Raw genomic sequence first — 22,502 nt, 5'->3', positions numbered from 1 at the left:
CGAGCGCGACGCTCGCGGCCCAGAAGACAATGACCTCTGCAAGCGCGCAACGGGAGCAGACGCCAATGACAGCTGGAGTGACCGCCGGCGAACGGTTTCGCAGTTGGGCCGAGGTCCAGGCCAATGCCGCGCGGGCGGCCGGCGGGTTCGCGGCGCTGGGCCTGCGCGAGGACGACAGCGTGGCGCTGATGCTGCGCAACGACTTCGCGACGTTCGAGGTTAACATGGCGGCGGGCCAGCTCGGCGCCTACGCCGTGCCGATCAACTGGCATTTCACGTCGGAGGAGGCGGGGTACATCCTGAAGGACAGCGCCGCGAAGGTGCTGGTCGCGCACAGTGACCTGCTGGCGCAGATCGCGCCGGGCGTGCCGGCCGGCGTCAAGGTGCTGGTCGTGCCGATGCCCGAGGAGATCGCCGCCGCCTATTCGGTTCCGGATGACAAGCGGCGCGCGCGCGACGGTGTCGAGACCTGGGACGCCTTCATCGCGCGCAGCGCGCCGAACGCCGGGCCACCCAAGGCCTCGCGCGGCAGCATGATCTACACCTCGGGCACGACCGGGCGGCCCAAGGGCGTTCGCCGTCAGCCGGCCTCGCCCGAGCTGCAGGACGCCGCGACGAAGGAGATCGGCCGCTACTGGGGCCTCGTTGCCGACCCGTCGATCGTCGTGATGATGAACGGGCCGATGTACCACTCGGCGCCGGCGGGCTACGGCATGTTCAGCGCCCGCCTCGGGCTGTCGATCGTGCTGCAGCCGCGCTTCGACGCCGAGGACATGCTGCGCCTGATCGACCGCCACCGCGTCACGCACATGCACATCGTGCCGACGATGTTCGTGCGCCTGCTGCGCCTGCCCGACGCCGTCAAGCGACGCTACGACGTCTCCTCGCTGCGCTGGATCACCCATGGTGCCGCACCCTGTGCGCCTGCGGTCAAGCGACAGATGATCGAATGGTGGGGACCCGTGATCACGGAATACTACGGTGCCACCGAGACCGGAGTCGTCGTCTGGCACGATTCGGCGGATGCCCTGCGCAAGCCGGGCACGGTCGGCCGCGTCGTCGAGGGCGCGTTGCTGCGCATCGTCGACGAGCGCGGCAACGACGTGAAGCCGGGCGAGGTCGGCGAGATTTACGTGCGCGGGCCGCACGTCTCGGAGTTCACCTACAACAACGATGCCGCCAAGCGGCGCGAGGTGGCGCTCGGCGAGCTGGTGACGGTGGGCGACGTCGGCTACCAGGATGCCGACGGCTACGTCTATCTGTGCGATCGCAAGCGCGACATGATCATCTCGGGCGGCGTCAATATCTATCCGGCCGAGATCGAATCGGTGCTGATCCAGATGCCGGGCGTGCGCGACTGCGCCGTCTTCGGCATCCCCGACGAGGAGTTCGGCGAGCAGATCTGCGCCTATGTCGAGCCCGTGGCCGGCGAAGCACTCGATGCCGGCCGCGTCCGCGCGTGGCTGGCCGAGCATGTGGCGCGCTACAAGGTGCCGAAGCTGGTCGAATTCAGCACTGCCCTGCCGCGCGAGGATTCGGGCAAGATATTCAAGCGCAAGCTCCGCGCCCCCTATTGGGAGAGGGCGGGGCGCAGCATCTGAAGGAGAGCCATGTCCGACGACGTCACCCTGTTCGGCAAGCTCAAGGAGAAGTTGATCGGGAGCAAGGCGAAGTGGGCCGAGGAGGGTCGGCTGCTCACCGGCAAGATCGTGGCGCCGGACCAGCGCCTGCCGCCGGGCCAGCGCCGCGTCGAGACCTGGCCTGTGCTCGACCTCGGCATCCAGCCCGAGATTCCGCGGCACGCCTGGCGCCTGTTCGTCGACGGCGCGGTCGAACAGCCGACGACGTTCAAGTGGGCCGCGCTCGCCGACCTGCCGAAGACCAGGTTGGTGACGGACATCCACTGCGTCACCGCGTGGTCGCGCTACGACAACGAATGGGAAGGGGTGGCGGCGCGCGATCTGCTGGCGGTCGTCAAACCCAGGCCCGAGGCACAGCACGTGATCTTCCACGCCTACGACACCTACACGACCAACGTGCCGCTGGCGGACTTCTCGGCCGACGACGTGCTGCTGGCCTGGAGCTGGAACGGCGAGCCGATCAGCCGCGAGCACGGCGGGCCGCTGCGCGTGGTGATCCCCAGACTTTACTTCTGGAAGAGCGCCAAGTGGATCAAGCGCATCGAATTCTCGGTGTTCGACAAGCCGGGCTTCTGGGAAGTGCGCGGCTATCACAATTACGGCGATCCGTGGCGCGAGCAACGCTACGACGAGGAGACCTGACATGGCGTCGGCACACGATTTCACCTTCACCACCATCGACAACAAGCTGCTCGACATGAAGAGCTTCTCCGGCAAGCCGGTGCTGCTGGTGAACGTCGCGTCGTATTGCGGGTTCACGCCGCAGTACACGGACCTGCAGAACCTGCACGAAACCTACGGGCCCAAGGGGCTCGTGGTGCTGGGCGTGCCGTCGAACGATTTCGGCGCCCAGGAGCCCAGGACAGAGCCCGAGATCGCCAAGTTCTGCGAGACCATGTACGGTGTCACCTTCCCGCTCACCTCCAAGCAGAAGGTGATCGGCCCCGATGCTCATGCGCTGTTCCGCTGGATCGCGCAGGAGGCCGGCGAGGATGCCGCGCCGCGCTGGAACTTCCACAAGTACCTGATCGGCAAGGACGGCACCCTGCAGGGCGCTTGGCCGAGCCGCGTGCGGCCGGGCTCGGGCGAGATCACCGACGCGATCAAGCAGGCGCTGTGACTCGTCCTCCCCAGCGTCTTCGCTGGGTGGTGCCGATTCATCCTTCTCCCCGGCGCCTTCGCTGGGGAGGTGCCCCGTCATACGGGGCGGAGGGGTCATGAGTCTTCCGGACCGCGGGCGTCCCGCCCGCTCATGATTCATAAGCAAGAGCGGGCGGGACGCCCGCGGTCCGTATGATCCATGACTCCTCCGTCGCCGAATACGGCGACACCTCCTCAGCGAAGACGCCGGGGAGGAGGAAGGTCAGCCCTTCAGCGCGCCGCGCACGGCGCCGAACACGGCATGGAACATCTCCGTCGTGAGCCGGCCGGTATTCGTGTTGTAGCGCGAGCAGTGATAGCTGTCGGCGAGCGTGAGGCCGGTCGGCAGGCCGTGCAGCCGGCCGTGGACGAAGGGATAGCTGCCGGCCGGCCTGACGGTGAGGGCGCGCAGCACTTGGTCGTGCGCGCCCTTGCCTAGGGCGATGATGACCTCGAGCCTCGGCATCACCGCCAGCTCGGCCTGCAGGAAGGGCCGGCAGTTGGTGAACTCGGCGGGGATGGGCTTGTTTTCCGGCGGCAGGCAGCGCACGGCGTTGGCGATCCGGCAATCGACCAGGTGAAGACCGTCGTTCGGATCGGCGCGATAGGTGCCCTGCGCGAAGCCGAATTGGAGCAGTGTCGAGTATAGCAGGTCACCGGCGTAGTCGCCCGTGAACGGCCGGCCCGTTCGGTTGGCGCCGCGCATGCCGGGCGCAAGTCCGACGATCAGCACGCGGGCATCGAGGGTTCCGAACGATCGGACGGGTGCGTTGCTCCAGTCGGGGTACTGCGACTGCAGCTCGCGCCTGAACGACACCAGCCTGGGACACAGCGGGCAGTCGTGCGCCGGCTCGTCGAAACGCGTCGCGGCCATAGGGGCGGCCTCTTGGCCGGCTGCCGTCAGGCGGAGCGCGCCTGCGCCTCGGGCGCGCCGTCCTCGGCCTCGCCGAACTGATCCCGCGACGCGTAGGCCGCCGCGCCCGCCGGACGTGCCGGGCGCTCGGACGGCATGCGGGCAATCAGCGGTGCGAGCTCGCTCAACTCGATGAAATCGTCGGCCTGACGACGCAACTCGTCGGCCACCATGGGCGGCGAGGACTTGATCGTGCTGACCACCGAGACCCGCAGGCCCTTGCGCTGCACCGCCTCCACCAGCCGGCGGAAATCGCCGTCGCCCGAGAACAGGATCACGTGGTCGAGATGCTCGGCCATCTCGAGGACATCGATGGCCAGCTCGATGTCCATGTTGCCCTTGATCTTGCGGCGGCCCATGGCGTCGGTGAATTCCTTGGTCGGCTTGGTGACCATGGTGTAGCCGTTGTAGTCGAGCCAATCGATCAGCGGCCGGATCGGCGAGTACTCCTGGTCCTCGATCAGCGCCGTGTAGTAATAGGCGCGGACCAGCCGCCCCTTCTCGCGAAAGACCTTCAGCAGGCGGCGATAATCGATGTCGAATCCAAGGGACCGTGCGGCCGAGTAGAGATTGGCGCCGTCGATGAACAGACCGACCCGCTCGTTCTCGTAAAAATTGCCTTTCATCGTCAATATCCCTTGAGAATTTATACTTGCACGTAGAAAGCAGAATTATTAGCGATTGGAGTGTCGTACCTCGCGGCTTTGCCGATCCATGTCAAGTCTACGGCGCTATTCATTGAACCACAAGGGATTGTGGGTCACGGAGAAAATGCAGCAACTATCATACCCGATCTTGATCGCGCTCGGCGGCAATCTCGACCATCCGCGGCTCGGTGCACCGCGGCGCGTCCTCGAGGCGGCCCTGGCCGACCTGGGCCGGTTTGGCATTCGCACGATGCGCGTCTCGCCATGGTATCGGACGGCGCCGGTCCCGCCGTCGGATCAGCCCTGGTATGTCAATGCGGTCGCCGAGGTCGAGACGGACCTGTCGGCCGACCGACTTCTGGCCTGCCTCCATGAGGTCGAGGCGGGGTTTGGCCGGGCCCGCTCGACGGCCAACGCCGCCCGCATCATCGACCTGGATCTGCTCGATTTTCGCGGCCAAACGGCGGCCGGAGGGCCGGGCCGGGCAACCCTCCCGCATCCCCGGATGGAGGGCCGCGCCTTCGTTTTGCTGCCGCTCGCCGACCTGGAACCCCGGTGGCGGCACCCGGTGAGCGGGGCGTCGATCGGGGAACTCATTGCCAGACTACCGGCCGATCAGGTGATTGAACGGATGTAAGTCCTCCTCCCCCGTCATCGGTCCCGTCATCGGGGGAGGTGCCCCGTAATATGGGGCGGAGGAGGGAGGGCTGCAGGCAAGATGCCTCCAATTCCGACGTCAGACTCGGAGGTCTCGACTGAGGCCTTCCCCCCGGCGCTTCGGGTCACCTCTCCCGATGACGAGGAGGAAAAGCAGTGCATCTTGCCTTTTGGGTCAGGACGCGTATAAACCCCGGCTCCCGGACAATCTGAGGTCGCCATGGCGCGCGTAACCGTCGAAGACTGCATTCTGCAGGTGCCCAACCGCTTCGAGCTCGTGATGTTCGCCGCCCAGCGCGCGCGCGACATCTCGGCCGGCGCGCAGATCACGCTCGACCGCGACCGCGACAAGAATCCGGTCGTGGCGTTGCGCGAGATCGCCGAGACCAAGCTCGATCAGGGCACGCTGAAGGACTCGTTGATCTCGGGCATGCAGAAGCATGCCGACATCGACAAGCCGGAAGAGGTCAACGAGATGGCCGAGCTCGAGCAGGAGCTCGCCGCGGCGTTGGCCCAGGGCGGCGCCGAGGCGGCGCAGCCCAAGGCCTTGCCGATGGCCGAGGAAGACGACGTCACCGAGTAGCGTGGTGCGTCGCGGCCGGCGCTTCCGTCGGCTGCTCTTGAAAATCCCGTTGCGCAATCATCGTGGAGAAGGCGCGATCGTCCCCATATAATGGGCGATCGTCATGATTCGTCAGTTCGAACTCGTCGAGCGCGTGCAGTCCTACCATCCGGAGGCGGACGAGGACACGCTGAACCGCGCCTATGTCTATGGCCTGAAGAAGCACGGTACCCAGCTGCGCGCCTCGGGCGACCCGTATTTCTCCCATCCCGTCGAGGTCGCCGGCATCCTGGCCGAGATGAAGCTCGACACCGACTCGATCGTCACCGGCCTGCTGCACGACACGCTCGAGGACACCGACGCCACGCGCGAGGAGATCGCCCGCCTGTTCGGCGAGAATGTCGCCCGGCTGGTCGATGGCGTGACCAAGCTGTCGCGCCTGGAGGTCCAATCCGAAAGCACCAAGGAAGCCGAGAACCTGCGCAAGCTGGTGCTGGCGATGTCGTCCGACATCCGCGTGCTGCTGGTGAAGCTCGCCGACCGTCTGCACAACATGCGGACCCTGCACCACATCAAGGATCCGGCCCGGCGCAAGCGGATCGCGCGCGAGACCATGGATCTCTATGCGCCGCTCGCCTCGCGCATCGGCATGGAGAAGGTCAAGCGCGATCTGGAGGAGCTGGCCTTCGCCGAGCTCAATCCCGACGGCCGCGCCTCGGTGCTGGCCCGGCAGGGTTATCTGCGCGAGCGTGGCGAGCAGTTGGTGCCCCAGATCGAGGCCGAGCTTGCGAGGACCCTGTCCGAGGGCGGGCTGCCGGCCCAGGTGTCGGGCCGCGAGAAGACGCCCTATTCGATCTGGCGCAAGATGCAGACCAAGAACGTGTCGTTCGAGCAGCTCGCCGACATCATGGCCTTTCGCATCATCGTCGACGACGTCGCCAAGTGCTACCAGGCGCTCGGCTTGCTGCACGGCAGCTACCAGGTGCTGCCGCAGCGCTTCAAGGACTACATCTCCGTGCCCAAGCCGAACGGCTACCGGTCCCTGCACACCGGCGTCATCGGGCCGTTCGGCCAGCGCATCGAGATCCAGATCCGCACCGCCGAGATGCAGGACCAGGCCGAGCGAGGCGTGGCGGCGCATTGGATCTACAAGCAGGGCGGGCCGTCGACCGACGCCCCGCAATACGCCTGGCTGCGTAGCCTGATGGAGATCCTCGACAAGGCGCCCAATGCCGAGGAGTTCCTCGAGCACACCAAGCTCGAGATGTTCCAGGACCAGGTATTCTGCTTCACGCCGAAGGGCAAGCTGATCGCCCTGCCGCGTGGCGCCACGCCGATCGACTTCGCGTACGCCGTGCACAGCCAGGTCGGCGACACCTGCGTCGGCTCCAAGATCAATGGCCGCATGCTGCCGCTGCGCACCCAGCTCGCCAACGGCGACCAGGTCGAGATCATCACCTCCAAGGCGCAGACGCCGTCGCCGACCTGGGAACGCTTCGTCGTCACCGGCAAGGCCAAGGCGGCCATCCGCCGCTTCATCCGCCTGCGCCAGCGCGAGCAGTACATCCAGCTCGGCCGCTCGCTGCTCGACAAGGCCTTCCACGAGGAGGGCTACGAGCCGACCGACAAGGGCCTCGAAGGGGTTCGCGCCAACTTCAAGCACGCCACCACCGACGACCTCGTGGCCGCGGTCGGCGAAGGGTTGATCGGTGCCCGCGAAGTGCTGATGGCGGTCTATCCGGGCCTCAAGCAGGGCCGGAAGACGGGCGGCGCCGACGTGGTACCGATCTCGCGGGCCCGCACCAAGGCCGGCAAGCCGGTCGATGTCGGGCGCGGCAAGACGAGCAGCGGCGAGATCGCCATCCGCGGCCTGATCCCGGGCATGGCGGTTCACTTCGCCCGCTGCTGCCACCCCCTGCCGGGCGATCGCATCGTCGGCATCATCACCACGGGCAAGGGCGTGACGATTCATACCATCGATTGCGCGACGCTGGAGAGCTTCTCCGAGGCATCCGAGCGCTGGATTGACGTCGGTTGGGATTCGGTCAAGGAAGGAGCGACGGGAACCTATACCGGTCGCCTCAAGGTCACCGTGGCCAACCAGCCGGGCAGCCTGTCGAGCCTGTCGACGGTGATCGCGCGCAACCACGGCAACATCTCGAATCTCCGAATCACCAATCGGTCGATGGATTTCTTCGATATGGTGATCGATGTCGAGGTGACCGACGTCAAGCACCTGGCCGATATTGCCGCGGCGTTGCGCGCCTCGCCCGCCATCAACGCCGTCGAGCGGGCGCGCAATTGAGCGCTCGCGCCCTGTCACACCGAAAGTAGCCCATGTCCGTTTCCAAACCCTCCCGCGCGTCCAGCCATCTTCGTCTGGGCGTCAACATCGACCACGTGGCGACGGTGCGTAATGCGCGAGGCGGGCGCCTGCCCGATCCCCTGCGCGCCGCCCGCCTTGCCGCCGCCGCGGGCGCCGACGGCATCACGGCTCATCTTCGGGAGGATCGCCGCCACATCGTCGACGCCGACATCGAAGGCCTGATGCGCGAGCTCACGATCCCACTCAATTTCGAGATGGCGGCGACGGCGGAGATGGTCGCGATCGCACTTCGTCACTGTCCGCATGCCGCCTGCATCGTGCCGGAGAAGCGCGAGGAGCGGACCACGGAAGGGGGGCTCGATGCGGCCGGGCAGCACAACCATCTGCGGCCGATGGTGAGCCGCCTGCGCGACGCTGGCATCCGGGTCTCGCTGTTCATCGAGGCCGATCCGCGCCAGCTCGAGGCCGCCGTCGCCCTCGGCGCGCCGGTCGTCGAGCTACACACCGGCCGGTACTGCGAGCTCGAAGGCGAGGCCCAGCGCGCCGAGCTTGGCCGTCTGCAGAAGGCGGCTGCCTTATGCACGAGGCTCGGCCTCGAATGCCACGCCGGGCATGGCCTCAGCTATGCCGACGTCGGGCCGGTGGCGGCAATTCCCGAGGTGCGCGAGCTCAATATCGGCCATTTCCTGGTCGGAGAGGCGATCTTCGTCGGGTTTGAGCCGGCGATCCGCGAGATGCGGCGGGTCATGGACGCAGCGCGAGCCGGCGGTGGGGTGGCCAAGTGATCCTGGGCATCGGCAGCGATCTCACGGATATCAGGCGTATCGAGAAGTCGCTGGATCGGTTCGGCGATCGATTCGTGCAGCGGATTTTCACAGAGACTGAACAGAAGAGGTCGGAGGGGCGGGCGACGCGGGCCGCCAGCTACGCCAAGCGGTTCGCCGCCAAGGAGGCCTGCGCGAAGGCGCTGGGCACGGGCCTGCGGCGTGGCGTCTTCTGGCGCGACATGGGGGTCGTGAACATGCGCGGCGGCAAGCCGACAATGGCCCTGACAGGTGGCGCTTTGGCGCGCCTGCAGGAGCTGACGCCAGCCGGAATGTCGCCGCAAATCGATCTGAGCTTGACCGACGAATACCCAATGGCCCAGGCTTTCGTGATTATTTCCGCGGTGTCGGGGACATGACCGGCATCTGCAATCCCTCCCCCGTCACCGGGGAAGGTGCCCCGTCATGCGGGCCTTCGCCGCGCCGTAGCGGCTTCGGCCGCGCGGGCGGGCCACTTCCCCCGATTACGGGGGAGGCACGTGAGAATTGTGTCCAACCCCTCCTGAGACACCAGGGGCAAGAGACAGCGGGTTCCTACCCTGCTATAGGCGCGGCTCGTTTAAACTGGGACAGCGATGACGGACGTGGCTGAACGTCGAAAGCGGGGACAGGAGAAGGCCGGCGGCTGGGGCGAGACCGTCCGCACCGTCGTCTATGCGGTGCTCATCGCCCTGGTTGTGCGCACCTTCGCCATCGAGCCGTTCAATATCCCCAGCGGATCGATGATCCCGACCTTGCTGGTCGGTGATTACCTGTTCGTCTCGAAATACTCGTACGGATACAGCAAGCATTCGTTCCCGTTCTCGATGGGGCTGTTCTCCGGCCGCATCTTCGGCCAGCCGCCGGAGCGTGGCGATGTCGCGGTGTTCAAATATCCAGGCGACCAGGGGCAGGGCGTCAACCGTACCGATTACATCAAGCGCATCGTCGGCATGCCGGGTGATCGGATCCAGGTGACCAACGGCGTGCTGCACATCAATGGCACGGCGGTCCAGCGCACGCGCATCGGCGAGTATTCCAAGGCTAACGGCCTCTATCCCAGGGGCACCCTCTATCGCGAAACCTTGCCCAACGGGCGCAGCTACACGGTGCTCGAGTACAGCGACGCCGGACCCGCCGACAACACGCCGGAGTTCCTCGTTCCGGCGAACAACTACTTCGTCATGGGCGACAATCGCGACGATTCGCTCGACAGCCGAACACGCCTGATGCTGCGCGATTTCTCGGGATCGGCGCGCGACCGCGATCAACTCGGCTGGTATGTTCCATCGGAAAACTTGGTCGGCCGCGCCGAGTTCATCTTCTTCTCGCACGATCCATCTGCGGCGGGCTGGCTGGAGCCGTGGAAATGGCCCGAAGCCATTCGATTCAATCGTTTCTTCATGGCGATCCACTGAGCCAGACCGACGTCGATTTCGAAGCGCTGGCAGGCGGACTCGGGTACGCTTTTGCGCGGCGTGAACTCGCTGTCGAGGCGTTGACCCATCGCGGGGCGCTCGACCGGAGGCGCGACCTCAAGGCGGCCTTCCCCTATGGCAATGAGCGGCTGGAGTTCCTCGGCGACCGCGTGCTGTCGCTCGCCATGGCCGACCTGCTGTTGCGCCGATTTCCCGGCGAGGCGGAAGGCCAGCTGGCGCAGCGCCATGCCGCTCTGGTGAGCACGCGCACCCTGGGCGAGATCGCGCAGGCGAGCGGTCTGAACAATCACCTGATCGCCTACCGCGGCGCGCCGCCGGCCTCGCCGGCGCTCCTCGCCGATATGATGGAGGCGCTGCTCGGGGCAGTCTTCGTCGACGCCGGCTATGCGGCAGCGGCGGCAACCGTCGAGCGCCTGTGGGGCGATCGGCTGGGCAGCCACAACCCGGCGCCGAGGCCACCGAAGATGCAGCTGCAGGAATGGGCGCAGGCGCGCGGCCTCGCCCTGCCGGTTTATCGCCAGGTCGGCCGCGAAGGCGTCGAGCACGAGCCGATGTTCGTGGTCGAGGTCCGCGTCGGCACCGCCGAGCCAGTTCAGGGCAGGGGCCGAACCAAGCGCGAGGCGGAAAGCGAGGCGGCGCGCCTGCTCATCGAGGGGCTCGGCCAGTCGTGAGCGAGCCCAGGACCCGCGCCGGCTTCGCCGCCATCGTCGGCGCGCCCAATGCCGGCAAATCGACGCTGGTCAATGCCATGGTCGGCTCCAAGGTGAGCATCGTCTCGCCCAAGGTGCAGACCACGCGCATGCGGGTGATCGGCATCGCCATGGTCGACCTCGCCGAAGGAGGCCGCGCCCAGGTCGTCCTCGTCGACACGCCAGGGATTTTTCGCATCGCCAAGCGACGCCTCGAGCGGGCCATGGTCGCCGCGGCCTGGCAAGGCGCCGACGATGCCGACATCGTCGCTCTGGTGGTCGATGCTGAGCGCGGCATCGGTGCGGAGACCGAGGCGATCATCGAGCGGTTGAAGGATCAGCGCGTCCCGCGATTCCTGATCCTGAACAAGATCGATCTCGTGGCGCGCGAAAAGCTGCTTGCGCTGGCGGCCCGGCTGAACGAGCGCCTGGCTTTCGATCGCACCTTCATGGTGAGCGCCCTGCGTCAGGACGGCATCGCCGACATCCTGACGGCCCTGGCCACGGCGCTGCCCGAAGGACCCTTCCTCTATCCCGAGGATCAGGCGGCGGACCTGCCGATGCGACTGCTGGCGGCCGAGGTGACGCGCGAGCAGGTGTTCCTTCAGCTCCACCAGGAGCTGCCCTACGAGGCGGCCGTCGAGACCGACAAGTGGGAGGACCGGCCCGACGGCAGCACGCGCATCGAGCAGACGATCCACGTGGCCCGCGAAGGCCAGCGCGCCATCGTCCTCGGCAAGGGCGGCGCCCGCATCAAGCAGATCGGCGCCCGCGCCCGCCACGAGCTTGGGCAGCTGCTGGAGCGCCCCGTGCATCTCTTCCTGCACGTCAAGGTCAGCGAACGCTGGGCCGACGACCCTGCCCACTACCGCGCGATCGGGCTGGATTACGAGACGTAGGGAACTAACCCCTCCCCCGTCATCGGGGGAGGTACCGCCGTCATACGGCGGCGGAGGGGGAAGGCCTCAGTCCGGGAGATTCCGATTCCGATGTCAGAATCGGAAGGATCTCGCGTGCTGCTCTTCCCCTCCGGCCCTTCGCGCCACCTCTCCCCCGGTTACGACCCGGTTACGGGGGACGAATAGCTGCTCACGCCGGCGCCAGGCTCAGTGCGTGGAGGACGCCGCCGGCGGCGTCGCGGTGAGTGACGGTCAGGCCGCCGGTGGCGCCGTCGATCCTGACATGGCCGAAATGGCAGGAGCCTTCCGACGGCGCGAGATCGAAGCGCCCGGGCGGCGGGACCTTCTGGAAGACCACCTCGGGCCCGAACGTGCGGTCCAGCGTGTTGGGGCCGAAGCCGCCGGCGCACAGCGGGCCCGAGACGAATTCGTAGAACGGCGTGAAATCGGTGAATGCCGCGCGACTGGGATCGTAGCGATGGGTTGCCGCGTAGTGCACGTCGCCGGTAATCCAGTGCACGTTGCGGATATCCTCGCGCTTGATGAAGGCGAGCAGGTCGGCGATCTCCAGCTCGCGGCCGAGCGGTGGGCCGTCGTCACCGTTGGCGACCGCCTCGGAGCCCGACTTGCTGCGCCAGTCGTCGTAGACCACCACGCCGATCGGCATGTCGGCGGCGATCATCTTCCACGTCGCCTTCGACTCCTTCAGGGCGCCCTTCAACCATTCGATCTGTCGATTGCCGAGGAAGGCCGTATCAGGTCCGGCCATTGCCTGACGGTTGGCGCCGTTGGGACCGCGGAAGCTGCGCATGTCGATGCGGAAGACGTCGAGGCGCGGGCCGAAGGAGAACCTGCGATAGAGCTGCATCGGTCCGTCGAGGTCGCCCGCCAGGGGCATGTACTCGCGGAACGCCCGCTGACCGTAGGCCGCCAGCACGGCGACGCTCTTCTGGCGATAGCGCGTGTCGTTGTCGAGGCGGCGCTCCCAGTACCAGTTGTCGATCACGTCGTGATCGTCCCATTGCGCCAGCATGGGCACCTCGGCGTTGAAGCGGCGCAGGTTGTCGTCGAGCAGGTTGTAGCGGTGATTGCCGCGGAAATCCTCGAGGGTCTCGGCGACCTTGGATTTCGCCTCGGTGACCACGTTCTTCCAGGCCTTGCCGTCGGGCAGCTTTTTTTCCGCCTGCAGCGGGTTGTCGGCGTAGATCGCATCGCCGCTGTGAATGAAGAAGTCCGGCGCAAGCCGCCGCATGGCCTCGTAGATCGTCATGCCGCCGACGTCGGGATTGATGCCCCAGCCCTGGCCGACCGTGTCGGCCGACCAGACGAAGCTCACGTCGTTGCCGGCCGATGGCGGAACGCGGAAGTGCCCGCCGACCGGTTCACTCACGGTCTTGTAGTCGCCGAGATCGAGGTAGGACACGCGATAGAAGACCGTCTGGCCGGGCGCCACCCCGCGGATGCGAACGCGCGACGTGAAATCGGTCGCTTCCAGTGCCATGGGACCGACGATCCGCTTGGGATCGGTGAATTTCTCGGTCGTCGCATACTCCACGAGCATGCGCGCCGGCCGGTCGGCACGGCTCCACACGACGCCGCCGTCGGGCATGACGTCGCCCGACTGCACGCCCTGCAGCAGGCGCGGTCGTGCGGCCTCTGACGTCTGGGCGAAAATGCGGGTCGGCAGGGCGGCGGCCACCGTGCCGGCAGCCAACAGGCGGCGTCGGTTCAGCTTGATCATGGGCCAGCCTAGCGCCGAATTGTTAAACGCGGCATACCGTCGGCATGGAATGGCGCGACGAGGGCATCGTGCTGTCGGCGCGAGCGCACGGCGAGAGCGGGCTGATTGCATCGCTGCTGACTCGCGACCATGGCCGGCACGCCGGTTTCGTGCCGGGCGGCATGTCGCGGCGCGCCCGCCCGGTCTGGCAGCCCGGCAATCTGGTGGCGCTCGGCTGGCGCGCGCGGCTGGCGGAGCAGCTCGGAAACTACACCGCCGAGCTGCGCGAGCCTCACGCGGCACGCGCCCTCGAGGATGCAAGCGAGCTGGCCGGCCTTGCCGCGGCATGCGCGCTGATTGACGCCGCCCTGCCTGAGCGCGAACCGCATCCCGCCATGTTCGATGGATTCCTAGCGTTCCTGACGGCCCTGGGACACCCGGGATGGCCCACGATCTACGTCAGGCTCGAGCTCGGGCTCCTGCAGGAGCTGGGTTTCGGGTTGGACCTCGCAGCCTGCGCCTTGACTGGTGCGACGGCCGATCTCGCTTACGTTTCGCCCAAGACCGGCCGGGCGGTTTCGCGCGCGGCAGCCGGACCGTACAAGGAAAGACTGGTGGCCCTGCCGGCCTTTCTGTCCACCGGCGGCCTTGCATCGGACGTGCAGGACCTGCGCCAGGGCCTTGATCTCACGGCATTCTTTCTCGAGCGGCATGTCTTTTGGCCACACAACAAGCCCTTGCCTGCCGCGCGGGCGAGATTTATGGAAACGCTGCAGCGTTAGAAACAACAAGGATTGCGGCTCGAACCGCGGTCCATCCCCTCGAACCGGCTCATGGCAAAACGCAACAACGTCGTCCCGCTGGCGGTGGTCAAGCCGGTGCAGTTCGGCCAGGCGCTCAGCGAGCGTTACCTGTCGTACGCGCTGTCGACGATCATGGCGCGCTCGCTGCCCGATGTGCGCGACGGCCTGAAGCCGGTTCATCGCCGGCTGCTTTACGCCATGCGCCAGCTGCGGCTCGACCCCAACAGCGCCTTCAAGAAGAGCGCACGCGTGGTCGGCGACGTGATCGGCCAGTACCATCCGCACGGCGACCAGTCGATCTACGACGCCCTGGTGCGCCTGGCCCAGGAGTTTGCGGCGCGCTATCCACTGATCGAAGGGCAGGGCAACTTCGGCAACATCGACGGCGATAACCCAGCCGCCATGCGCTACACCGAGGCGCGCCTCACCGAGGTCGCCGAGGCGCTGCTGGCCGGCATCGACGAGAACGCCGTCGACTTCCGGCCCAACTACGACGGCTCGACAGAGGAGCCGGTCGTCCTGCCCGGCGGTTTCCCCAACCTGCTGGCCAACGGCGCCGCCGGCATCGCCGTCGGCATGGCGACGTCGATCCCGCCGCACAATACCGGCGAATTGTGCGACGCACTGCTGCATCTGATCCGCACGCCAAATGCCCGGGTCGAGACGCTGGTCGACCTGGTCAAGGGGCCCGATTTTCCGACCGGCGGCGTGCTGGTCGAGCCGCGCGAATCGATCGTCGAGGCCTATCGCACCGGCCGCGGCGCGTTCCGGCTGCGGGCTCGCTGGTCCGTCGAACAGCTGCCGCGCGGCCAGTACCGCATCATCGTCACGGAGATCCCCTATCAGGTCCAGAAGGGCAAGCTGATCGAGCGCATCGCCGAGATCATCAATGCCAAGAAGCTGACGATCCTCGAAGACGTGCACGACGAATCGGCCGACGACGTGCGCATCGTGCTCGAGCCACGCACCGGCAACGTGCCGGCCGAGCTCCTGATGGAGCAGCTGTTCAAGCTGACCGACCTCGAGATCCGCTTCCCGCTCAATCTCAACGTCCTCGACAAGGACAACACCCCGCGGGTCATGAACCTGCGCGAGGCGTTGCAGGCCTTCCTCGATCACCGCCGCGAGGTGCTGGTGCGCCGCTCGACGCACCGCCTGGCCGAGATCGACCGCCGCCTCGAGATCCTCGACGGCTACCTGATCGCCTATCTAAACCTCGACAGGCTGATCAAGATCCTGCGCGAGCAGGACGAGCCCAAGCCGCACATGATCGCGGCGTTCAGGCTCTCCGACCTGCAGGCCGAGGCGATCCTCAACATGCGGCTGCGCGCCCTGCGCCGACTCGAGGAGTTCGAGATCAAGGGCGAGCACAAGAAGCTCACCGCCGAACGCAAAGAGCTGCGGGCGCTGCTCAGGGACGAGGACAAGCAGTGGCAGTCGATCGCCGCCGAGGTCCAGGAGACCAAGCGCCGGTTCGGCGGCAAGACGGAGCTCGGCCGCCGCCGGACCGATCTCGCCGACGCGCCGGCGGAGGTCGAGCATGCGGTCGAGGATTTCGTCGAGCGCGAGCCGATCACCGTGGTCTGCTCCGAGAAGGGCTGGATCCGCGCCGCCAAGGGCCATCTCGACGAGCAGGCGGCAGCCGATCTCAAGTACAAGGAAGGGGACGGGCCGCGATTTGCCGTGCATGCCCAGTCTACCGACAAGATCCTGGTGTTCGGCACCAACGGCCGCTTCTATACGCTGAGCTGCGACAAGCTGCCGAGCGCGCGGGGCCATGGCGAGCCGATCCGGCTGATGATCGAGCTCGGCAACGAGCAGGATATCATCCTGCTCCAGGTCCTGAAGGGTGGCCGGAAGTTCCTGGTCGCCTCCGATGCCGGCCGTGGCTTCGTCGTGCCCGAGGACGAGGTCGTGGCGCAGACCAAGAACGGCAAGCAGGTGCTGAACCTGGCCGACAAGGAGAAGGCCCAGGCCCTGTCGATCGTGCCGGACAAGGCCGATTCGGTGGCGGCGCTGAGCGAGGGGCGCAAGCTCCTGATCTTCCCGCTGGAACAGGTCCCGGAGATGGCACGTGGCCGCGGCGTGCTGCTGCAGCGCTCCAAGGCCGACCGCCTGTCCGATGTCCAGGCCTTTCAGCTTGGCGAAGGGCTGCCATGGGCGAACCGCGTCATCCCCGCCGCCGAGCTCAGGTTCTGGCGCGGCGAGCGCGCCCAGGCGGGCCGCATGCCCGAAAAAGGCTGGCCGCGCGCCCGACGCTTCAAGGACTGACCGATGGACCTGACGCTGATCTGGAAGACGGTGCTGATCGGCGTCGTCGAGGGCCTCACTGAGTTTCTGCCGGTCTCCTCGACCGGGCACATCATCCTCGCCGAAGAGGTGCTGAACTTCCGGGGACCGCCCGGCAAGGTGTTCGAGATCGTCATCCAGCTCGGCGCCATCCTCGCCATCTGCTTTCTTTACCGTGCCAAGCTCTGGACGACGGCGACCGGCCTGCTGCAGCGCGAGCCGCTCGCGCTGCGCTTCACGGCGGCGGTGGTCGTCGCTTTCCTGCCCGCGGCGTTGATCGGCGTTGTGGCGCACAAGTACATCAAGTCGGTGCTGTTCAGCCCGTGGGTCGTGGCAGTGGCGCTGATCGTGGGCGGCATTGCCATCCTGGTTATCGAGCGGCTGGCGCAGCGACCGCGCATCAAGTCGCTCGACGAGGTCGACCTCAAGACGGCGCTCTATGTCGGTCTCTGCCAAAGCCTTGCGATGGTTCCCGGCGTGTCACGCGCCGGCGCTACCATAATGGGTGCCCGCGTGTTCCGCGTCGATCGGGCAACGGCGGCCGAGTTCTCGTTCTTCCTCGCCATCCCGACCATGATCGGCGCAACGGTCTACGACCTCTACAAGAACTGGACGTCGCTCGACTGGCACGGCGGTGGCGTGATCGCCCTGGGATTCATCGCTGCCTTCGCGTCGGCTACGCTGGTGGTCGGCCCGTTCGTCCGCTTCATCAGCCGGCACGGCTTCGGGGTGTTCGCCTGGTACCGGATTGCCCTCGGCACGCTTGCGCTCATCCTTCTCGCCCTGCGCTGAAACATCGCTGCGGCAGGCCTGGACCACTGTGCCATAAGCCGGCCGCCGCCGACGCGGTTTGCCGGGCCGCATGCGTGTACCGTGCAAGTTTCGACCAGGAGGATTCTCACAATGCAACGTCGCAAGTTCCTGCGTACCGCCGGTGTGGGCGGTGCAGCGGTAGCTGCCGCCGGAACGGTTGCCGCGCCCGCCATCGCCCAGTCGATGCCTGAGATCAAGTGGCGCCTGGCGTCGAGCTTTCCGAAGTCGCTCGACACCATCTTCGGCGCCGGCGAGGACTTCGCCAAGCGAGTCGCCGCGCTGACCGACAACAAGTTCCAGATCCGCGTATTTGCCGCCGGAGAGATCGTGCCCGGTCTGCAGGTCGTCGACGCCGTGCAGAACGAGACCGTCGAGTGCGGCCACACCGCGTCGTACTACTATGTCGGCAAGGACCCGACCTTCGCCTTCGACACCGCGGTGCCGTTCGGGCTCAACACCCGCCAGCACAATGCCTGGGTCTACCACGGTGGCGGGCTCGAGCTGATGCGCGAGTTCTACAAGGACTACAACATGACCTCCTTCCTGATGAGCAACACCGGTGCCCAGATGGGCGGCTGGTGGCGCAAGGAGATCAAGTCGCCGGAGGACATGAAGGGCGTGAAGATGCGCATCGGCGGTTTCGCCGGCCAGGTGATGGCCAAGCTCGGCGTCGTGCCGCAGCAGCTCGCCGGCGGCGAAATCTACCCGGCGCTGGAGAAGGGCACGATCGACGCCGCCGAATGGGTCGGCCCGTACGACGACCAGAAGCTCGGCTTCAACAAGGTCGCACAGTACTACTACTATCCCGGCTGGTGGGAGGGCAGCGCCGCGCTGTCGCTGTTCGTCGGCCTCAAGGCCTGGAATGCGCTTCCGGCCATCTACAAGGAAGCGGTCGCCAGCGCCGCGGCCGAAACCAACGTCAGGTCGGTCGGCAAGTACGACGTGCAGAATCCCAAGGCGCTGCGTGAGCTGGTCGCCGCCGGCACCAAGTTCCTGCCGTTCCCGCAGTCGGTGATGGAGGCCTGCTTCAACGCCGCCAACGAACTCTACGCCGAGACGGTCGCCAAGAACCCGAAGTTCAAGAAGGTCTACGATTCGTGGAAGCCGTTCCGCAACGAAGAGGTGCTGTGGTTCCGCGTTGTCGAGAACACGTTCGACAACTTCATGGCTCGCCAGTCGGCAGCCAACAAGCTCTGACATCAACCTGGGACACCCGGTTGAAAAGCCCCGCTTCGGCGGGGCTTTTTTTGCCCGGGAGCGCGCCACTCCAGGGCGCTCATCGGCAGCGCGAGCGTCCCCGCTCGTGGGTTATGAGCGGGCAGGTGTCGCCCGCGGTCCGCATGAAGAGCATGAGCGCCACGGAGTGGCGCGCTCCCGGCCATGAGGAGTTGAGCGTTCCCTTTGCCAAGCGTCCTTCCGCATGGCAGATTGAGTCCGCGAGGTGGAACAACCACTTCTGCGAAGCAAAAAACGTCCTGGGAGGGACACACATGCAACGTCGTCGGTTCCTGCGCTCCGCCGCTGTCGGTGGGGGCGCCGTTGTCGCGTCTGGTACGCTTGCCGCCCCCGCAATCGCTCAATCGATGCCCGAGCTCAAGTGGCGATTGGCTTCGAGCTTTCCCAAGTCCCTCGACACGCTGTATGGCGCGGGTGAGAACATCACCAAGTTCATCAGCGAGATGACGGACAACAAATTCCAGGTCCGAATCTTCGCCTCCGGCGAGATCGTGCCCGGGTTGCAAGTGCTCGACGCGGTGCAGAACGGTACCGTCGAGATGGGCCACTCCGCCGGCACCTATTACATGGGCAAGGATCCGACGCTGGCGTTCGATACGACAATGCCGTTCGGCATGAACGCCAGGCAACAGGAGGCCTGGATGAACTGGGGCGGGGGCCGCGAGGCGCTGGCCGAGGTCTACAAGGAGTACAACACCATCTCGATCCCGGCCGGCAACACCGGCGCCCAGATGGGTGGCTGGTTCCGCAAGGAGATCAAGACCCCTGAAGACATGAAAGGCCTGAAATTCCGCATCGCCGGCATTGCCGGCCTGATCTGCGCCAAGCTCGGGTCGGTGCCGCAACAGATTGCCGGCGGCGACATCTATCCGGCGCTCGAGAAGGGCACGATCGATGCCGCCGAATGGGTCGGTCCCTACGACGACCAGAAGCTCGGCTTCAACAAGATCGCCCCATACTACTACTACCCCGGCTGGTGGGAAGGTGGGCCGCAGACGTCGTGCTACGTCAACATGACGAAGTGGAACGAGCTGCCGAAATACTATCGGTCGGTGATCGAAGCGGCGTGTGCGAGGGCCCAGGCGCTGATGCTCTCGAAGTACGACGCGGAAAACCCCAGGGCTCTGCGTGAGCTGATGGCGGCTGGCACCAAGCTGACGCCCTTCCCGCAGTCGGTGATGGAAGCCGCCTTCAATGCGGCCAACGAACTCTACGCCGAAATCGCGGCGAAAAACGCGAAGTTCAAGAGGGTCTACGAGGGGTGGAAGCCGTTCCGCAACGAGGAGATCCTGTGGTTCCGCGTTGCCGAATTCACCTTCGACAGCTTCATGGCGCGCCAGTCGGCCGCCAACAAGCTCGGGTAACGGCCCCCAATCCGATGGAACCGCGCGCGGTTCCATCGGGCTGCGGGACTGTGAGCGTTCAGCTTGGTTGTTGGGCACATTCCATTCGGCTGTCCAGCCGAATGGAATGTGACTCAGGGAGGAAACAAACCCAAGAAACGGTGGGAGGTAAAATCATGAGACGCCGGAAATTCGTGGCATCGGCCGCTGTCGGCGGTGCAGCCAGCGTTGTTGCGGCGCCGGCCATCGCCCAGTCGGCCCCTGAACTCAAATGGCGATTGACGTCGAGCTTCCCCAAGTCACTCGATACTCTGTACGGCGCGGCCGAGTCGTTCGCCAAGAAGATCGCCGTGCTGACCGACAACAAGCTCCAGGTGCGCGTGTTCGCCCCGGGCGAGATCGTGCCCGCCTTGCAGGCGCTCGACGCGGTGCAGAACAACACCGTCGAGATGTGCCACACCGCGAGCTACTACTTTGTCGGCAAGGACCTCACCATGGGATTCGATGCCGGTGTGCCGTTCGGCCTGACAGCGCGCCAGCAGAATGCCTGGATGATGCAGGGTGGCGGATTGCAGCTCATGCGGGAGTTCATGGCCGACTACAACGCCGTGCCGTTTCCCGCCGGCAATACCGGCGTCCAGATGGGCGGCTGGTTCCGCAAGGAGATCAAGACGCTCGACGACATGAAGGGCCTCAAGATGCGCATCCCGGGCATCGGAGGCCAGGTGTGGGCCAAGCTCGGCGCCGTGCCTCAACAGATCGCCGGCGGTGACATCTTCCCCGCCCTCGAACGCGGTGCGATCGATGGAGCGGAATGGGTCGGGCCCTACGATGACGAGAAGCTCGGCTTCTACAAGGTGGCGCCGTACTACTACTATCCGGGCTTCTGGGAAGCGGGCACGCAGATCACGCTGATGATCGGCAAGCAGCATTGGGATGCGCTGCCGCCAGCGTACAAGGTTGCGGTGGAGTCGGTGGCGGCCGACGTCAATGGCGAGATGCTGGCCCGCTACGACACCCAGAATCCCCAGGCGTTGCGCCGTCTCGTAGCGGCGGGAGCGCAGTTGCGGCCCTATCCGCGCGAAGTCCTGGCGGCGGCGTGGAAGGCGACCCATGAACTCTACGACGAGTTTTCGGGCAAGAACGCCAAGTTCAGGAAGATCTACGACCACTGGAAGGCCTTCCGCGAAGAGCAGTTCCTGTGGTTTCGGGTCGCCGAGCTGACCTATGAGAGCTTCGCTTTCACGGCCGCCCAGACGGTAAAATAGCCAATCCGCAGATATCGACTGAAGCCCCGCTCCGGCGGGGCATTCTTGTTCAGTGTTCCCTTGGCCAAGACGGCCATCACATGGCAGCTGAGTGGAATCAATGTCTCGGCATACAAGAAACATCCCAGGGAGGGACCAGATGCAACGTCGCAGATTCCTGAAGACCGCTGGCGTGGGCGCTGCAGCGACCACGGCCGCTGCACCGGCATTGGCACAAGGCATGCCGGAGCTGAAATGGCGCCTGACTTCGAGCTTCCCGAAGTCGCTCGACACCCTGTGGGGAGGTGCCGAGCTTTTCTGCAACCGGGTGGCCGAAGTCACCGACGGCAAGTTCAAGATCACGCCGTTCGCCGCGGGCGAGATCGTGCCTGGTCTTCAGGTTTTCGACGCTGTTCAGAACGGCACAGTCGAGATCGGCCAGACGGCGGCCTATTACTATATCGGCAAGGACATCACCTTCACCTTCGACACGGCAATGCCGTTCGGCCTGAACAGCCGCCAGCATGTCGCGTGGTGGATGCATGGCGGCGGCCGTCAGATCATGAACGAGTTCTACAAGGACTATGGCGTCGTCGGTCACATGATGGGCGGTACCGGTGCGCAGATGGGCGGCTGGTACCGCAAGGAGATCAAGACGGTCGACGACCTGAAAGGACTGAAGTTCCGTGTCGGCGGCTTTGCCGGGCAGATTCTCGCCAAGCTTGGCGTGGTGGCGCAGCAGATCGCGGGCGGCGATATCTATCCCGCCCTGGAAAAAGGCACGATCGACGCTGCCGAATGGGTCGGCCCGTACGACGACGAGAAGCTCGGCTTCGCCAAGGTGGCGCCGTACTACTACTACCCGGGCTGGTGGGAAGGCACCGGCATGGGAACGGCGTATATCAACCAAAAGGCGTGGGACACGCTGCCGTCGATGTATCAAAAGGCAATCGAAGTCGCGGCCGACGAAGTGACCCTGTGGATGCTGGCCAAGTACGACAATGGCAATCCGGCGGCGCTGCGCCGCCTCGTGGCGGCCGGCGTCAAGCTGCAGCCGTTCCCGACTCCGGTCCTCGAGGCCTGCTTCAACGCGGCCAACGAGCTGTGCAACGAGATCCAGGCCAAGAACCCCAAGTTCAAGAAGGTCTGGGACATGTGGAAGCCCTATCGCTCCGAGCAGGTCCTGTGGTCGCGTATCGCCGAAGGCGGTTTCGACGGCTTCATGGCCCGCATGTATGGAGCCGGCAAGGTCTGACCCCCAAGGCATCTGGCCCGGCGAGTATTTGCACTCGCCGGCCGATGAAATTGTTGCATCTTCGGCGGAACGAGACCCTTG

Annotated in this window: 21 protein-coding genes; 18 read left to right on the top strand and 3 right to left on the bottom strand. The window is 65.9% G+C overall.

Translation table 11 applies throughout. The annotated features are described in order from the left end of the window. Positions 1–65 precede the first annotated feature (65 nt). From AB7O82_RS03760 to AB7O82_RS03750, 3 genes are read left to right on the top strand one after another with little or no spacing between them, the layout of a single operon-like run. Positions 66–1,601 (top strand): acyl-CoA synthetase, encoded by a 1,536-nt coding sequence (locus AB7O82_RS03760; protein ID WP_428544088.1) that lies wholly within the window; start codon positions 66–68, stop codon positions 1,599–1,601. A gap of 9 nt (positions 1,602–1,610) precedes the next feature. Beyond that, positions 1,611–2,282, top strand: coding sequence for a sulfite oxidase-like oxidoreductase (locus AB7O82_RS03755; RefSeq protein WP_428544090.1), 672 nt, complete (start codon positions 1,611–1,613; stop codon positions 2,280–2,282). A 1-nt stretch (position 2,283) separates the two neighbouring features. Next, positions 2,284–2,760: a glutathione peroxidase gene (locus AB7O82_RS03750; protein ID WP_428544092.1), complete on the top strand. Its 477-nt coding sequence runs from the start codon at positions 2,284–2,286 to the stop codon at positions 2,758–2,760. Between the two features lie 243 nt (positions 2,761–3,003). On the opposite strand, the gene AB7O82_RS03745 is transcribed toward AB7O82_RS03750, so the two are convergent. Together AB7O82_RS03745 and AB7O82_RS03740 are read right to left on the bottom strand one after the other, a co-directional pair. Further along, entirely contained in the window at positions 3,004–3,654 is a 651-nt protein-coding gene (locus AB7O82_RS03745; RefSeq protein WP_428544094.1) for a uracil-DNA glycosylase, read from the bottom strand. Positions 3,655–3,680: 26 nt separating this feature from the next. Further along, positions 3,681–4,319: an NYN domain-containing protein gene (locus AB7O82_RS03740; RefSeq protein ID WP_428544096.1), complete on the bottom strand. Its 639-nt coding sequence runs from the start codon at positions 4,317–4,319 to the stop codon at positions 3,681–3,683. A 145-nt stretch (positions 4,320–4,464) separates the two neighbouring features. Between AB7O82_RS03740 and folK the strand changes: the two genes are divergently transcribed. The 8 genes from folK to era all read left to right on the top strand — a co-directional run bounded on the left by folK (position 4,465) and on the right by era (position 11,715). Next, the gene (gene folK / locus AB7O82_RS03735; protein WP_428618663.1) at positions 4,465–4,977 is read left to right on the top strand and encodes a 2-amino-4-hydroxy-6-hydroxymethyldihydropteridine diphosphokinase; all 513 of its coding nucleotides are present in this window, start codon (positions 4,465–4,467) and stop codon (positions 4,975–4,977) included. Between the two features lie 240 nt (positions 4,978–5,217). Continuing rightward, positions 5,218–5,580 carry a DNA-directed RNA polymerase subunit omega gene (gene rpoZ / locus AB7O82_RS03730; protein WP_428544100.1) on the top strand — a complete coding sequence of 121 codons (363 nt, stop codon included), beginning with the start codon at positions 5,218–5,220 and terminating at the stop codon, positions 5,578–5,580. Positions 5,581–5,683: 103 nt separating this feature from the next. Beyond that, on the top strand, positions 5,684–7,864 hold the full coding sequence (locus tag AB7O82_RS03725) for a RelA/SpoT family protein (RefSeq protein ID WP_428544102.1): 2,181 nt from the start codon (positions 5,684–5,686) through the stop codon (positions 7,862–7,864). Positions 7,865–7,896: 32 nt separating this feature from the next. After that, positions 7,897–8,670 carry a pyridoxine 5'-phosphate synthase gene (locus tag AB7O82_RS03720; RefSeq protein ID WP_428544104.1) on the top strand — a complete coding sequence of 258 codons (774 nt, stop codon included), beginning with the start codon at positions 7,897–7,899 and terminating at the stop codon, positions 8,668–8,670. Continuing rightward, positions 8,667–9,068 carry a holo-ACP synthase gene (acpS, locus tag AB7O82_RS03715; RefSeq protein WP_428544106.1) on the top strand — a complete coding sequence of 134 codons (402 nt, stop codon included), beginning with the start codon at positions 8,667–8,669 and terminating at the stop codon, positions 9,066–9,068. Before AB7O82_RS03720 ends, acpS begins: the two co-directional genes overlap by 4 nt. 216 nt (positions 9,069–9,284) lie before the next feature. Then, the gene (lepB, locus tag AB7O82_RS03710) at positions 9,285–10,106 is read left to right on the top strand and encodes a signal peptidase I (RefSeq protein WP_428544108.1); all 822 of its coding nucleotides are present in this window, start codon (positions 9,285–9,287) and stop codon (positions 10,104–10,106) included. Then, positions 10,058–10,798, top strand: coding sequence for a ribonuclease III (gene rnc / locus AB7O82_RS03705; RefSeq protein WP_428544110.1), 741 nt, complete (start codon positions 10,058–10,060; stop codon positions 10,796–10,798). The genes lepB and rnc overlap by 49 nt, the downstream gene beginning before the upstream one ends. Beyond that, a complete protein-coding gene (gene era, locus AB7O82_RS03700) occupies positions 10,795–11,715 on the top strand; it encodes a GTPase Era (RefSeq protein ID WP_428544112.1) in 921 nt (306 codons plus the stop codon). The genes rnc and era overlap by 4 nt, the downstream gene beginning before the upstream one ends. A gap of 190 nt (positions 11,716–11,905) precedes the next feature. Here era and AB7O82_RS03695 read toward each other — a convergent pair whose 3' ends face one another. Continuing rightward, entirely contained in the window at positions 11,906–13,456 is a 1,551-nt protein-coding gene (locus tag AB7O82_RS03695; protein ID WP_428544114.1) for an alkaline phosphatase D family protein, read from the bottom strand. Positions 13,457–13,500: 44 nt separating this feature from the next. On the opposite strand from AB7O82_RS03695, the gene recO reads away from it, so the two are divergent. From recO to AB7O82_RS03660, 7 genes are all read left to right on the top strand, one after another. Continuing rightward, positions 13,501–14,217, top strand: coding sequence for a DNA repair protein RecO (recO, locus tag AB7O82_RS03690; RefSeq protein ID WP_428544116.1), 717 nt, complete (start codon positions 13,501–13,503; stop codon positions 14,215–14,217). Between the two features lie 51 nt (positions 14,218–14,268). Beyond that, positions 14,269–16,509, top strand: a complete 2,241-nt coding sequence (parC, locus tag AB7O82_RS03685; RefSeq protein ID WP_428544118.1) for a DNA topoisomerase IV subunit A — start codon at positions 14,269–14,271, stop codon at positions 16,507–16,509. Between the two features lie 3 nt (positions 16,510–16,512). Next, complete coding sequence (locus tag AB7O82_RS03680; RefSeq protein WP_428544120.1) at positions 16,513–17,319, top strand: undecaprenyl-diphosphate phosphatase; 807 nt, start codon at positions 16,513–16,515, stop codon at positions 17,317–17,319. Between the two features lie 111 nt (positions 17,320–17,430). Then, positions 17,431–18,537: a TRAP transporter substrate-binding protein gene (locus tag AB7O82_RS03675; protein WP_428544122.1), complete on the top strand. Its 1,107-nt coding sequence runs from the start codon at positions 17,431–17,433 to the stop codon at positions 18,535–18,537. Positions 18,538–18,830: 293 nt separating this feature from the next. Beyond that, positions 18,831–19,940, top strand: a complete 1,110-nt coding sequence (locus AB7O82_RS03670) for a TRAP transporter substrate-binding protein (RefSeq protein ID WP_428544124.1) — start codon at positions 18,831–18,833, stop codon at positions 19,938–19,940. 155 nt (positions 19,941–20,095) lie between these two features. Continuing rightward, a complete protein-coding gene (locus AB7O82_RS03665) occupies positions 20,096–21,187 on the top strand; it encodes a TRAP transporter substrate-binding protein (protein ID WP_428618661.1) in 1,092 nt (363 codons plus the stop codon). Between the two features lie 139 nt (positions 21,188–21,326). After that, the gene (locus tag AB7O82_RS03660; protein WP_428553414.1) at positions 21,327–22,421 is read left to right on the top strand and encodes a TRAP transporter substrate-binding protein; all 1,095 of its coding nucleotides are present in this window, start codon (positions 21,327–21,329) and stop codon (positions 22,419–22,421) included. Positions 22,422–22,502: the final 81 nt, after the last annotated feature.

The organism is Reyranella sp. (assembly GCF_050185545.1).
In the GTDB taxonomy this organism is placed as follows: Bacteria; Pseudomonadota; Alphaproteobacteria; order Reyranellales; family Reyranellaceae; genus Reyranella.
This window is presented reverse-complemented; position numbering and strand designations above follow the sequence as displayed.